The 15,029-nt window shown below is 38.7% G+C and carries 4 protein-coding genes; all 4 read right to left on the reverse strand.

The annotated features are described in order from the left end of the window. Window positions 1-77 precede the first annotated feature (77 nt). Entirely contained in the window at window positions 78-6,881 is a 6,804-nt protein-coding gene (locus QP953_RS15655; protein WP_309551686.1) for a PfaB family protein, read from the reverse strand. A 63-nt stretch (window positions 6,882-6,944) separates the two neighbouring features. Beyond that, window positions 6,945-9,446, reverse strand: a complete 2,502-nt coding sequence (locus QP953_RS15660; protein WP_309551687.1) for an SDR family NAD(P)-dependent oxidoreductase — start codon at window positions 9,444-9,446, stop codon at window positions 6,945-6,947. 17 nt (window positions 9,447-9,463) lie between these two features. Beyond that, window positions 9,464-14,131, reverse strand: a complete 4,668-nt coding sequence (locus QP953_RS15665) for a polyketide synthase (protein WP_309551688.1) — start codon at window positions 14,129-14,131, stop codon at window positions 9,464-9,466. A 50-nt stretch (window positions 14,132-14,181) separates the two neighbouring features. Continuing rightward, window positions 14,182-14,799, reverse strand: coding sequence for a TetR/AcrR family transcriptional regulator (locus QP953_RS15670; protein ID WP_052593165.1), 618 nt, complete (start codon window positions 14,797-14,799; stop codon window positions 14,182-14,184). Window positions 14,800-15,029: the final 230 nt, after the last annotated feature.

The following is a 15,029-nucleotide window of genomic DNA, read 5'->3' on the forward strand; positions in this document are numbered from 1 at the left end:
TTTTTAAAACCACCTTACAATAAGCAAACAAGGAACACAAAGGAATGCATTATTGTAAGATGGTTTAATATATACCATTAAGCCTCTTTAATACCTAGTGCTAAATCAGTCACTTGATAAATACGAGTACCCTCATTCCAAAGATAAGCATCGCCAATAATGGCAAGGGTGTCGCCACGTTTTTCAATGGTTTTGAAATGTACCTCACAATGCATATTTTCTACGCCTAACAAAATTTGCCCACGATATTTCCAGACAGTTTTGTGATGATCTAATTGCACAAATTTAGGAGATTTAAATGCTTTACCCAAGTTTTGTTGCAAAGCAAATGTTTGCATAGCTTGCAGAATCGCTTCAACTCCCAGAGAACCAGGCATAACAGGATCTTGATAGAAGTGACAGGTAAAGAACCAATCGTATGTATTAACAATTTTGCTAGCGTGGATATAGCCTTTGCCATATTCTCCGCCGTCTTTGACAATTTTTAGCTTATCTAATAATAACAATTGATCACCTGCCAAGCGATAATGAGGTTTGTCTGCTGGCGCTTTGAATAGTTTCATCTTGCCATATAACGAATCTAAATTGATAGAGACATAATCTTTAGGTTGCAAATTTTGACTTACATACCAAGCAGGAACTTCTACGCCATTATCTAAGCCAACTTGTTGTGCTAAAGCTTCGCCAGGGAAGAATCCAAAAGATGATTTTCCCTTATAAAAGACTTGACCATCAATACTTAATTCGAAGGTGTAGTTTTGTAGGACAGTGCCACCCAATGCAACGGAAGAAACCAATACCGATTTGTTATGAATTGTTTTTCCTCTCCAATCTGTTCCAAAAGGCAAATCGAACATTTCTCCTGTACCATCTAAATTACGGAAGAATAGATTTTTGTCAGAAAAAGGTAACGTAGAACCCAAATAAGCTCCCAATAGACCACAAGGTTGCAAGGCGATTTCCATCAAAACAGAGTAGGGCATCGTTGCCGTAGAGTTCTGCTCATAATACCATGCATCTACAGGAACATCGTATTCTGCGTAAATAGTAGATGGTTTTTTGAAATTCAAGCGCTCGCCATCGATTTTTAAAACTCTAGAAATAAGCTGTAAATCTGTGTTGGGCTGACGAGAAACCGTTCTACCATCGTAACAAGCAAAATCAGGACCAAAGGCTTTGGATAAATTATCTAGTGCGAAGGTCGTAATGTCCAATTCATTCAATAGGGCATCTTTGGAACGTGGAGAAATTTGGACACCGGCTTCTTTTTCCAAATATTTGGGGTTGTCTTTTTCTCTCAGTTGCAAACCTAAATTCTCAAAATGTACCGTAATAACACCATTAGAAATAATCTCTAAGTCAGCAATGACATAAGGATTAGGAACTAAGCCAATTTCTTTTACTTCTAATTTGTAAATCAATTTGGTATCTTTTCCTGGAACAACTTGCTTGCGGCAACGAACCTTTTGTGGCAAATCAAAGATAGGTTGATAACGAGCATCTTTGGTTAATCGTTGCAATCCAAGCATCAACATAAAGAAACGCAATAAATTTCCACCTCCTTCGGCTTGCAAAGAACCTGCTAATACTTCATCATCACGGAAATGACAAGGGAAGTACCAATCGGTAGGACTCAAATCTTTTTCTGCCACAATACTTCCAAGCCCATAGGCACCACCTTCTAAATCTACAGAAGTAATTCGGTCTAGCATCAAAATTTCCTCAGGAGGCAAGCACAGAGATTTATTTCTTCCATTAGCATAATAAGAGACATTGCCAAAACATTTTTCAATGTCGCCGTTGATTAGATGACGCAAATCTTCTTTCGAAAAACTTGTTTTTGTTGTGTTGAGTAATGGCGTAAATTTAGGTTTTCTAGCATTTACTTTTGCTTCTAACTCTTCTTTGCTATAAACAACACCCAAACCTTCTTCTAGCTGCTCATCTGTGAAGAAACCAGCACAACCATTGCGCATTTTTAAAACCAAACGATCTTCAACGTAACAATTGTAACTAAAGAAGAAGAGTAGATTGTCGCCATTTCTAACAAAAGAATTGATAGAAATGTCATAACGTAGAGTTTGTCCTTCAAAAGGCAAATCATCGACGAAGGTTAAGGTGCAATCCAACAAACGATAGACTAAATTGCCTTTGTTCTCAAAATCAATTCCTAAATAAGAAATCAATAATAAATCGCATTGCCCCGATTCAACAGAAACAGCCCAAGGAATTTGACCGTCTGTTGTAAACCAAGCATTGTAAGGAATATCGTACTCGGTTTGCATTGTAGAAGGCTTAAATTCGCCTTTCTTTGCGTTCAAACCCGTTACTCTACTGACCAATAGATAAGGATCCATTGGTAGCATCACGCGTCGGCTATAGGTGTCAATAATATCATACTCAGGACCAAATACTTTTCCAATTTTTCCTGTAGCAAATTCTTGTAAATCTTCTTGCGAAAAGACAATAGTCTTTCCTTTTAAATGTTCTCCAGAGCTAAAATCTTGAAGTGACAAACCATTTTCACCAACTTTTGGATTTGAGGTTTTGTTGTTTGTTGTTTCAACTGTTTTTGTTTCCAAGGCGACGACTGATTTTTTTGTCTCAGCGGTGTACTGAGCACTAGGTATTGAAATATTTTTTTGTTCTATTGGACTCGTAACGGTAGCGCTAGAGGTGACAAAAGTAGCTTCTGTAGCTGCTGTTGCGAGGGCTAAGGCAGGTTCTTTTCGCTTATTTTGAGATGGTAAATTTGCAAAAGTAGCTTTGTTAGAGTCACTGAGCAAGACATCAAAAATACGCTTTCCACCTGTAATAATTTTTTTCTTAAAGGAACGAGGCTCTGCTTTTAGAGACACGTGTTTGTACAAAATATCCAAATCCAGCTCTACGCCATGGCTCAGTAGTTGCGCAATCGCTTCCATAATATTCTGAGCTTCAGATTTGCCTTTTTTGTTCATGCTAAGTGCCAAATGTTCTTGACCTTTTAAATTCTCTTTGATCCAATTGGTACAAGTGGCATTGGCGCCTAATTCTATAAAAATCCGAGCTCCTCTATCGTAGATTGTTGCGACTGATTTGGGAAAATCGACGGCTTGGCAACAAACCTGTGTGGAGTTTTCGGCAATTTTTTGACTGTCAAAAGGAAGAGGCTTTGCATCAATACTAGAGTAGAAATCAATAGTAGGTTGTTGATCCAAAGGAAAACGGTGCATTTCTATCAATTCATCGTATACCAAGTTGCAAAAATCGTGGTGAATGACATTTTGAAAAGGAACTTCAACAGAAGGACAAGACAATTGTTCTACAATAGACAAACAAACACTTTTTTCTCCAGAAATAACTAATTCGTTATTGGTATTAATAAAACTAACATAAGCATTGTCATAACGAGCTACCAAGCCTTCTACTTTTTCTCTAGGAGCCAAAACGATTAAACTAATCCATCGTTGACGAGCCTCTTCAGGACTAATGTTCCAGACTTTTGCAATGAGATTGAGATCACCAGCTAACTCTGTTAAAAATAAATTAGAATTTCTAAACGTAGCCGTACGATCAGGACTCCAGACATCCAAAGAATACCACATACTTGCTGATTCTCCCATGCTGTACCCTAAAGCCATTTTGGGTTCTAACTTGAAATAAGAGCGCAGTATATAGGTATAAATAGCAGAAGAGAAAACACCAGCCGACATCATGCCTACAGCATCTTTGTGAATGTTGGGTGCTTCGTCTGTGATGCTTTGCGTTTGTGGGTGCAGGTACTTCGTCCCCACAAAATCAGCCATATTGGGCACCTTTGCTTCAAAATGAGTATGCAACTGAGGGAAAAGTTGAAAAATATCTTGCCCCAACCCTTGGTAAGCAGTAGCCGATCCTGGATAGACAAAGGCAACACTTCCTTTTTGAGCCAAAGGATTTCCTGTAAAGTAAGATCCCTTTGGTGTTTTAATTTCTTTGCCCTGAGCAATCGCATTTTTTAAGCCTTTTTGAAGGAACTTTATTTCTTGTAACAATTGCTTTTTATTATTGGCAACAACCGCCATACAATAGGTTGTTTTTTGCTGCTTTGCAGCTTGATAAAATTGCGCCGCAATTTGTACCAATGTTTTTTTACTGTCTTCAACCGTTGTTTTGAGATGGGTGATTTGATGCTCTAACTCTGTTTCGTTATTTCCCTTCAAAATAACCACGCTTGCAATGCGCCCGTGCGTCAAAGGCGTTTCTTTTACTTCATAGTTGTTGGCTTCCACCATTTGAATTTGTAAGCCATCTAAGCCATTAATAGCAGCTCTGCGTTTGTCAATGCTATCATTCAAGAGCCAAGGTCGAGATTGACTTGGAAAATAATAATTAGTAGTAGCAAACTCTTCTGAAAATTTGGGTGCTTTCCAATTAGGAATGCCAGGTATAAAGCGGTGGTGGAGGCACAAAGCTGTTTTTATCAAACTTGCAATGCCAGAAGCAGCACAAGTATTCCCAATATTAGCTTTAACAGACCCCAAGGCAACAGGTTGCGCTTGCTCTGTTTGCAAGAGTTGTAGTATTTCTTGATTATCTTGTGTCGAAATGCCGCTGGCGACAACTTCTTGGTAGCCTACATTTAGATTGTTTGTTGCTTGTCCAATAGAATCAATGGTAGCGTAAACTTTATCTTCTTGAGCATCTTCACTGCGTTTTAAGACGATGGCGCCTGCCCCTTCTCCGACTAGCCAGCCGTGATCATCTTGGTTAAAACTAAGGCTCGGTTTGTCTATTGTATTAACAGGCGATTTTTGGTTGCGAAGTAAGACATTCTCTAAGCCACCACAAAAATCTACACCACCAACTACTACGGCATCTACTTCACCTAAAGACAGCATATTTTGAGCAACTTCTAAGGCTTTAAAGACAGAGTTTTCGCCACAAGAAACGGTAAAGGCTGGACCAGAAAAGTCCCATAATGCCGCAATTCTACTAGCCATGATATTACCTACAAAACTGGTGTGTTGGCTAGGTGTTTGTCCTCCCTCACGGAAATAAATAGCATTTTTGCAGCTTTCCTTTAATTGTTTTTTCTTTTCCTCATCCAAAGAAATATTGCTATTTTTTAATGCTTGTTCTAATTGCCAAGTACTATCCCAACGAGCAAGGTAATGGTGAATAGCCAACTCTGATTCCATGGCAATCAATACAGCGATATTTTGGCTTTCTTGAATTCCTGCATCTTGCAAAGCCTTATCGGCTACACTTAGAATTAAAGCCTGTTGAGGCTCTAATGTTTCTGCTTCTTTGGGCTGAATTTTATAACGCAATAGGTCTATTTCAAATGCATTGATATAAGCCCCTTTAGGAGCTTTGCCGTTTTCAAAACCGTAATCTTTAAGCAATGCCTCGTTGGCATCAAATCCTTTCCAACGTTCGGAGGGTAGTTCTCTAAAATGCTGTTTACCATTATAAATCGTAGCATAGAAGTCTTCTAGGTTGGTACAATCCCCAAAGTAGGCTTCCATTCCGACAATAGACATAGGAACGGGGGGTATAGGACTAGAGTTAGTTTCTTTTTGTCCTTCATAGGTTTGAATAACCATATGGGCATTGGTGCCACCAAAACCAAAGGAATTGATCCCTGCTTGATTGCCTTTCCAAGGCGTTGTTTCGGTAATAATGTGCTTATCCTGAATCCATTGGTTGTCGGCTTGAACAGCTTGTGTCAAGTTGACATTAGGAGGGATAAAACCTTTTTTCATCGAAAGCAAAACTTTAAACAAGCCCGTCATTCCTGCTGCCGTTAGCAAGTGCCCCATATTGGATTTGACAGAACCCAATAAAGGATGCGTATCATGCTGCTTAAAGAAGTTGGAAATAGAGTTCATTTCTGTGACATCTCCAAGTGGCGTTCCTGTTGCATGACATTCCAAATAACTAGTATTTTGAGGCAAAACATCATCCAATAGATAGGCGCGTTCAAAGGCTAAATTTTGTCCTTTTGGATTAGGACTTAACAAAAATTTTCCTCGTCCATCATTGGACAAGCCAATACCACCAATAACGCCCAAAATTTGGTCGCCGTCTCTTTGAGCATCTTCCAATCGTTTTAAAACAACAATACCAGCTCCCTCTGATGACACTAAACCGCCAGAGTTTTTGTCCAATGGTGCAAATTTTTGATCGTGTGGGGCATAGGCATGAAAGATAGAAAAACCCATATGGATGAACAATTGGTCAGAACCACAAACAGCCCCAGCCAACATTAAATCCGTTTTACCTGTCACCAAATCATCACAAGCTAGTTTGATTGCATACAAAGAAGTGGCACAAGCCGCATCTAAGGCATAATGCCCACCACCCAAACCCAAACCTTTGACCACCATTTCGGATGGGGTATAGGTGAGTACTTCGTTGTTGGGAGGCGGGAAGTTGTTGGCAGGAATTTTGAAATTTTTATCGTGCAGCAGCTCTTGAAGTGCTTTTTCAGTTGTTTTGGTATAAACGTCTGATAATAATCTATGTGAAGAGCCAGTAGGAAACGATAAATTTCCTAGAATCAAACCACATTTTTCTAAAACAGCTTTGTTATTATAATAACCACTGTCTTTCAAAGCTTCTTTGGCAACATAGAGCGACCATTGATACAACTTATCTTGTTGGGCTACAAAATTGGCTGAGAGTTCATATCCATTCGGATCAAAATCAAAATTTCGGATATAGCCACCTCGCAAAGAATAACATTTGTCAACAATCCCTTTGCCCGATTGGTAAAAATGATCGGGGTCAACTCCAAAGTCTTCTTCGTTGGCAAACTCAATTAAATTTTTTTCACCGACCAAGTTATCCCAAAACTCTTCGTTAGTAGAAGAACCTGGAAATAAACCTGACATTCCTATAATTGCTATTTTCATATATTTTTTGATGTTGGGCGTTTTGGTGTGGAATAAAGTGTTCCACACCAAAACAGTTCAATTTTACCATTCCAATTCCTTAGAAACAGTTACAGCTGCATTTTTTGTAAACAAGTAAACGTTTCCTTCATCGTCATAAGTAGTACAATTGGCTACCATTTTGAATTCGTTGCTTTCAACAATCTCTATGTGCACAAAAAGTTCTTTCCCAAATGGAACTGTTTTATAAACAGTTGCTGATTCGGTGGATAGAGGCAACGATTTAGCATTGTTATTATAACGTTGTACCCAAATAACCATCCCTTGATATTGGATGTCTGCAAAGAAGGTATTGACTCCAATTACTGGAAATTGTCCTTGATCCTTTGCGGGAACTTGAGGTGCTTTACATTTTAGAATAATTTGTTGTTCTGTCCAATCTATAATTTGCTCAATTCCTTGGAAATATTGATCGTGAAACAACGCTCCATTTTCGTATAAAACAGCTCCATCAGTAGGAGTATAGGTGTTACTTAACGAAGGCTGAAATTTAGGAGCTTCTAGTTTGTTTTTCTTGGCAACTAGAGTAACCTGTGCTTTATAATGGTAGGTTGGTAATTTTGCATTTGCAGCTTGACTCAAGATGGTCGTTTCTAATACAATTGTATCGGTATCTTTTTGAATCTCTTTTAGTTCAATAATGTAGTCAGTAGGTTCTGTACCATCAAAAACAATCCCTTTGAATAGCTTTGCATCTTTTACAAGGTGGACTCTAAAATCAGGGAATACTTGTTCACAAGTATTGGTCATCCAACCAACAGCATTAACAACAGGCAAAACGGCATTTCCTTGAATAACATGATGCATCAAAAAAGGATTCTCCGCTAAAGTCATGTTTCTACGGATGCGGTGTGTCTCCAAAGAACCATCGGTATAAGAAATGCCAGCAGGCAAAGTGCCACCGATAATAACTTGAGGTTGATTAGCATATTGAACATTCATCTCATTTACCATCATAGCAGGACCGCCTTGGCTATTGACTAGAACAACACCCATTTCTTCAAATTTTTTCTTCAAGGCATCGCTAACCATACCAGCATCCCAAGCGCCCCAGTTAATCGCTGAAACTTGTGTATTGGGATGATTGGTTCTAAATAAATGTGCGGCTTTGCTCAAAATTTCATTGGCAATAGCGTAGTCAGTTTGCCCCACATTACCATAAAAACCAGCTACAGAAGAGAATAAAATAAGGTGGTCTAGCTTGTGAATATTAACGCATTGTAATAAGGTCAACAAACCATCCAATTTTACAGTCAAAACATTTAAGAAATCTTGTTCCGTTTTATCTTGAATGTACTTATCAGCTAAACGTCCTGCACCGTGAATAACACCTGTAATAGCTCCCCAACGTTTGGTGATGGCTAATAATTGAGGTTTTACAGTCGTAACATCTGTTACATCACCTTTTATGTAAACTGCTTTGCCACCATTTTCTTGGATGGCTTGGATCGTAGCATCAATTTCTTTTTTAGCAATAATATTGTTAAAGATTTTTTTAACCTCTGCCAAGTTAGGTTTCAAACCTTTATTTTTCATATCGGTCATAATCAAGCGCTTCAATGTGCCATCATCCGATTCATTTTGAGCATATTCTGGTATTTCAAAATCAAAGTTAGAACGCCCTAATAAAATAAATTTGGCTTGAAATGCTTTAGCCATTTCAATGACACAATTCGCCGTAACACCACGAGCACCGCCACTCACTAGAAAGACAGAATCTTCATTAACAGTTGTTTCGATTTTTTGATGTTCTTGTACCGTTACTTTTTCAGCGTTAAGCATTGCTCTACCATTTTCATTCACTGCTGCTTCTACAACAGAAGTATTAGGATCGTGCAATTCGCTAATAATATGTTCTGTAATTGTTTTTGTATTTAATTCTGGTTGAATATCAACAGCTCTACAATACACTTGAGACCATTCGAGATTTAGACATTTGACCAAGCCATTTAACCCACCTCCAATAATAGAAGTATTGCCACGTTTGCCTAGACCAGACTGCCCATCCAGACGAGTAATGCTCAAGAAACTAGCGCGATTTGTTTTCCCTAATTCATTAAGAGAAGGTTGAATGTGCTTTGCAATAAGGAAAATGGCTTTTACGAGGTCTCTTTCAACTGCGAAATGCTGTGTAAAGTTGCCATTTTGAAATTCAAAATGAGGGTGTAGATGAATGAAGGTACCTATAGCACCATATTGCTGTTGTATAGTTTCAATCGCAGCTTTAATGGCTTCATCAGTGTTTGAAGAAAGGGTAACACTATTGTGTTGAGAAGGATTTTTCACTTGATGAAGGTTCAGAACAACTACTTTATTACCTTCTTTTTCTAAAGCGAGGATAACTTGTTGTGTTAGTTCTGAACCATCATTAGTGATTAGTGCAACGTGCGTATCGGGCAAAGTAAATTCCAAATAATCAGGTTTGGGCAAGTACTTCAAACCAATTTCGTTGCGTTCTACACCATGAAAGGAAGATGTTCTTGTACTATTCTTTGGGTAAGTTTTTACAGTCACATCTTCTTTCACAGTTGTTTTTGTAGCCTCTAGGCTAGGATTTTTTTTTTACCTGCTTTCTCTGCCAAGTAATCGACAATTTGCCCAAGCGTACGCAATTCCGTTAGTTCTTGCGGATTAACGCCGGATACTTCTGGATAATCTTCAGTCATCGCCCCGAAAATTTCAACACGCTTGATAGAATCAATACCCAAGTCAGCTTCCATATCCATGTCTAGTTCCAACATTTCGGTAGGATAGCCCGTCTTTTCACTGATGACAGTCAACAAAATTTCTTCCAATTTGCTAGTGCTTAGTCCAGCATCGTTATTAGTATTAGTAGTAACTGTATTGTTAACAGGAGTAGCAACGGTAGTTGTTGTAGACGTTGTCGTTGTTTGTGTTGGCGTAGTAGTAGCGCCAGCTTTACCAGCCAAGTAGTCAACAATTTGCCCAAGCGTACGCAATTCCGTTAGTTCTTGCGGATTAACGCCGGATACTTCTGGATAATCTTCAGTCATTGCCCCGAAAATTTCAACACGCTTGATAGAATCAATACCCAAGTCAGCTTCCATATCCATGTCTAGTTCCAACATTTCGGTAGGATAGCCCGTCTTTTCACTGATAACAGTCAATAAAATTTCTTCCAATTTGCTAGTGCTTAGTCCAGCATCGTTATTAGTATTAGTAGTAACTGTATTGTTAACAGGAGTAGCAACGGTAGTTGTTGTAGACGTTGTCGTTGTTTGTGTTGGCGTAGTAGTAGCGCCAGCTTTACCAGCTAGGTAATCAACAATTTGCCCAAGCGTACGCAATTCTGTTAGTTCTTGCGGATTAACGCCGGACACTTCTGGATAATCTTCAGTCATCGCCCCGAAAATCTCAACACGCTTGATAGAGTCAATACCCAAGTCAGCTTCCATATCCATGTCTAGTTCCAACATTTCGGTAGGATAGCCCGTCTTTTCACTGATAACAGTCAATAAAATTTCTTCCAATTTGCTAGTGCTTAGTCCAGCATCGTTATTAGTATTAGTAGTAACCGTATTGTTAACAGGAGTAGCAACGGTAGTTGTTGTAGACGTTGTCGTTGTTTGTGTTGGCGTAGTAGTAGCGCCAGCTTTACCAGCCAAGTAGTCAACAATTTGCCCAAGCGTACGCAATTCCGTTAGTTCTTGCGGATTAACGCCAGATACTTCTGGATAATCTTCAGTCATCGCCCCAAAAATTTCAACACGCTTGATAGAGTCAATACCCAAGTCAGCTTCCATATCCATGTCTAGTTCCAACATTTCGGTAGGATAGCCTGTTTTTTCGCTGATAACAGTCAACAAAATTTCTTCCAATTTGCTAGTGCTTAAGCTACTGACATCTGTTGTTGTTGGCATAGTAGCAGCAGGTGCTGTTGCCTTTGGCGCAGGTGTAATGATGGGCTGGTTGGTCTCTACAGTATTCGATTGAAACGTAGGAGCTGCAATTTTTTCAACCTTAGGAGCTGCAATAGATGTTTGTGTATTGCCATCCAAACTAGGCTGGTTTGCGAAATTAATTTGTTGCGTCATCATTTGTAATAACATCTGAGACTGCTTGTTCTGTTCACTTAAAAAGTTTTGGAACAATTCTAAAGACTTATTTTGTTGAGATGTTACCATTTCAACAGTTGCTTTTAGCGTTTCAATCAATTCTTTGTTCATTTCTTCGTCTTCTTCTTGATTAATTGGATTGGAATAAACTACTTTGTCTACAGGAACCTCGACGATTTTTTCTACAATTTTTTCGACGGGAACTTCTTTTATAACTTCAACTATTTTTTCGACCACTTTTCCATTGCCACCTTGAATTTGATACCCATCATTTAAGGCATCATAGTAAGCTTTTTGAGTTGGTTTACTAACATAGTTGTGCCCCCCCATATTGATAGTCATTTTTGTTTTGGGGGCTGGTTTTGTGCTAGGAGCCTTGAACGGGTCAATATCTTTTAGTTCTAAACCTAAAACTCTTAGTTGTAGAACCGCTTGACGGAATTGTAGGTCACTATCTTTTTTTGCATTGGCATTCATAGCCAAAGAAATATGCTCTTTGTCTTTAAGAATATCTTTGACTAAGTTTGATAGTACTCCTTTGGGACCAAATTCAATAAAAATGCGTCCACCCGCTTGGTGAATATTTTCGATTTGATTTTTGAACAAGACAGGTTTTAAAATTTGTCCTTTCAAAATTTCTTTTACCTCTGAAGGATTGTTAGGATAAGGCGTTGCTGTAGTATTGGAGTAAACAGGCACTTTGGGTGCTTGGAAAGTTTGCAAGTTAACAAACGCTGCAAAAGGCTTTTGTGCGTGTTCTACAAATTCTGTGTGAAAAGCAGCGGAAACGGGTAATGGAATCACCGTAAATCCTTGTTTTTTTAGAACTTCTTGAACATTGGCAATCACTGCTTTGCTCCCTCCTAAAATAATTTGATTGTTGGAATTTACATTGGCAATAGTGACTCCTTGTAAGGGCTTAATAGCTGCATGAACTTTGTTGTAATCTGCTTTTACAGCCAGCATGGTTCCCGCATCTGCATTAGGGCTTTGAGCTGCCATTGCTTCTCCTCTTGCTTTTGCTAAAGCTAAAAAGGTTTGATCATTATATACCCCTGCTGCCCACAGGGCGGTCAATTCACCAAAGCTATGACCAGCTACAAAATCCGCTTTAAAGCCTGCATCTTGAACCGTTTTGTACATGCCCATGCTCAGTGTTCCAATCGCAGGTTGAGCGATTTGTGTTTGAGTTAAAGCTGATAATTGAGTTTTAGCATCCTCTTTGTTGAAAACAGGAATAGGATACATCGTTTGTGAAAGAGGGGCTTTATTGTCGCTTGCAAATAGCTTATCTTGTTGTTCTATTACCGTGCGCAATTGTGGAAACGCATTTGCTAATTGGCGTCCCATTCCAACATATTGAGAACCTTGTCCCGAAAAGAGTGCCACTACTTTTCCTGTTGTGTTTATTCCATTCGGACGGAAGAAAACACCTTTGGGATGTTCCCAGGCTTGATCGCTAGTAGCTAATTTATCAATAGCAAGTTTTAAATATTCTTTTGCTTGTTCTAAGTCTGTTACAATAAAACCTAAACGAGCAGCATTACTAGGCACTACATCTGTCTTTTCATTAGCCAATTCCCAAAAGGCAATTTCTGCATCTACCGTAGATAGTTTTTCTAGGTGACTTTGGCACAATGTTTTTAATTCGGTAACGGAGTTAGCTTGTAATAAAACAGTTTTATACGGTTCGTGAATTCTATAATTTTTCTGAACTGGTTGTGGTTTATATTCCTCTAAGGCAATATGCACATTAATACCACCAAAACCAAAGGCACTAACACTCGCACGTCGAGGGTGCTTGTTGCTCAACCAAGGACGAGTTTCTGTATTAATATATAAAGGAGAGTTATTAAAATCTACTTTGGAAGTAGGTTGCTCTACATTGATGGTTGGAGGTAATACTTTGTGGTGTAGGGCTAAAATAACTTTTAGTAATCCCGCAGCACCAGCAGCAGCCTTGGTATGACCAACTTGAGATTTAACAGTTCCAAGCGCAATGTGAGATTTTTCAGGATTGTTGGCTGTAAAAACCATTCCCATAGAAGTCATTTCACAAGCATCTCCAGCATTGGTTCCTGTTCCATGTGCTTCGATTAAGCCAACTGTTTTAGGTTCAAAACCTGCCTCTTCATAAGCACGGTTCATCGCCATAGCTTGTCCCGATGGGCGAGGAGCATAAACCGATTTAAAACGTCCATCACTAGAAGTTCCAACTCCCTTAATAACGGCATAAATAGTATCCCCATCACGTTCGGCATCTTCCAAACGTTTTAATACGACCATTCCCAAGCCTTCACCAATTAACATACCATCGGCTTTGTCGCTAAATGGACTGATAACATTTGATTTGGAAAAAGCAGGTGTCTTAGAAAAGGACATATACATGAAAGGAGAGTTATCCGTGTCAACACCACCCGTCAACATCATGTCTGCACGTCCTTCGACTAATTCGCTTAAAGCCATTTTTACGGCACTTAAAGAGGCGGCACAAGCTGCATCTACAACAGAGTTGATACCTCCTAAGTCAAATCGATTAGTGATTCGCCCTGAAATGACGTTTCCTAACATACCAGGGAAGGAGTTTTCATTCCAACCAATATAGGCTTTTTTCATTTTGTCTACAATGTGTGGAATATCGGTTTCGGCAACACCACAAGAACGCAATGCTTTTTCCCAAATAGGATATTGTAAACGTCCAGTTAGAGGCGTAATCAATTTTTGACCGCCACCAACACCTAGCAAAACACCAGTTTTGCTTTTTACTTCAGCGGTGAATTTTGCAGATTTCTTGCCATATCCAGCATGTTCAAAGGCATCACGAGCAGCAATTAAAGCCAATAATTGCGAAGCATCAGTTACCTCTAAAATGTTAGGAGGCAAACCAAATTCCATTGGGTTAAAATCAATGTCTGGCAAAAAGCCACCACGTTTACAGTATGTTTTGTCTGGAGCTGTTGGGTCTGGATCGTAGTAATCTTCTATTCGCCAACGGTCTTCAGGTACATCAGTGATGCTATCTTTAGCTTGAATAATATTATTCCAGAAGTCTTCTATGTTTTTTGCATCTGCAAATAACGAAGACATACCGATAACGGCGACTGGAGTTTTTCTAAGAGAATTATTTAAGTTCATTGATTTTTATATTGATTTGGTATGATATCTATAAGATGAATGGATTGGACTTAGAGCAAGACTTTAAAAAGTTCTTCTTGCATTTTTAGTTGTTGTATTCCTTTTTCGGTGCAAACACCTCTTAAATAGGGAAGCATAATCCCAAATGTTAAGCGTTCTTTGCTGTATTCGCTTACAGGGAAGCGATTGGTATCTTTTAGCATTTCTAATAATGCTAATACAGTTTTGCTAGTGACTTGAATGTCCATGTCTTCCCTAAATAGACCATCCTTAATACCCCATTTAGCCAAGTATTCTAGTTCGGAATGTGCAAAGTTGCCCATATTTCGATAGGACTTTTGTAATAGACCTGGGTAGTAATGAAGAATGTCGTTAAAGAAATTAGGATTTGTTTGGCTGGCTCTAAAGACAATGCGTTGATGCAAGTACCCCATTGCTTGAATTGCATTTTCAGAGGCTTGGATAATGTCATCATTTTCTTTGCGTATCTCTTTGTGATAACTGGCTAAGCAAGCTTCAAGGAGAGCCGTTTTATCTTCAAAATGTTTGTAAATGGTTCGTTTTGATGTATGAAGTTGTTTGACAATACGATCTATCGTGATGCTTTTAACACCATGTTCTACAAATAGTAGTGAAGCAACTTCGATTATTTTTTCTCTAGCAACCATGTTTTATTTTTTCTTTTATAACACTAGTGGTAATTTTTTAGTTCCGCCAGTACCACAAAGAAATAAAAGAATTTTTACATCTCCAATTTTTGAAGATTTTAAATGGTGTTTTTTACATAAAATTAACGCTTGGCATGATTTCTATTTATAGTAAGATAAGCACATCTAGGATCATCTGGGCGTGAGGTTTTGATCGAACTCTTTTTAGTGTGTCTTTATTGATTATTAAA

Source organism: Aureispira sp. CCB-E, from assembly GCF_031326345.1.
In the GTDB taxonomy this organism is placed as follows: domain Bacteria; phylum Bacteroidota; class Bacteroidia; order Chitinophagales; family Saprospiraceae; genus Aureispira.

Excerpts from the sequence above, each read along its gene's own strand:
- QP953_RS15655 (WP_309551686.1), bottom strand. The coding sequence starts at position 6,881 with ATGAAAATAGCAATTATAGGAATGTCAGGTTTATTTCCAGGTTCTTCT.
- QP953_RS15665 (WP_309551688.1), bottom strand. The coding sequence starts at position 14,131 with ATGAACTTAAATAATTCTCTTAGAAAAACTCCAGTCGCCGTTATCGGT.
- QP953_RS15670 (WP_052593165.1), bottom strand. The coding sequence starts at position 14,799 with ATGGTTGCTAGAGAAAAAATAATCGAAGTTGCTTCACTACTATTTGTA.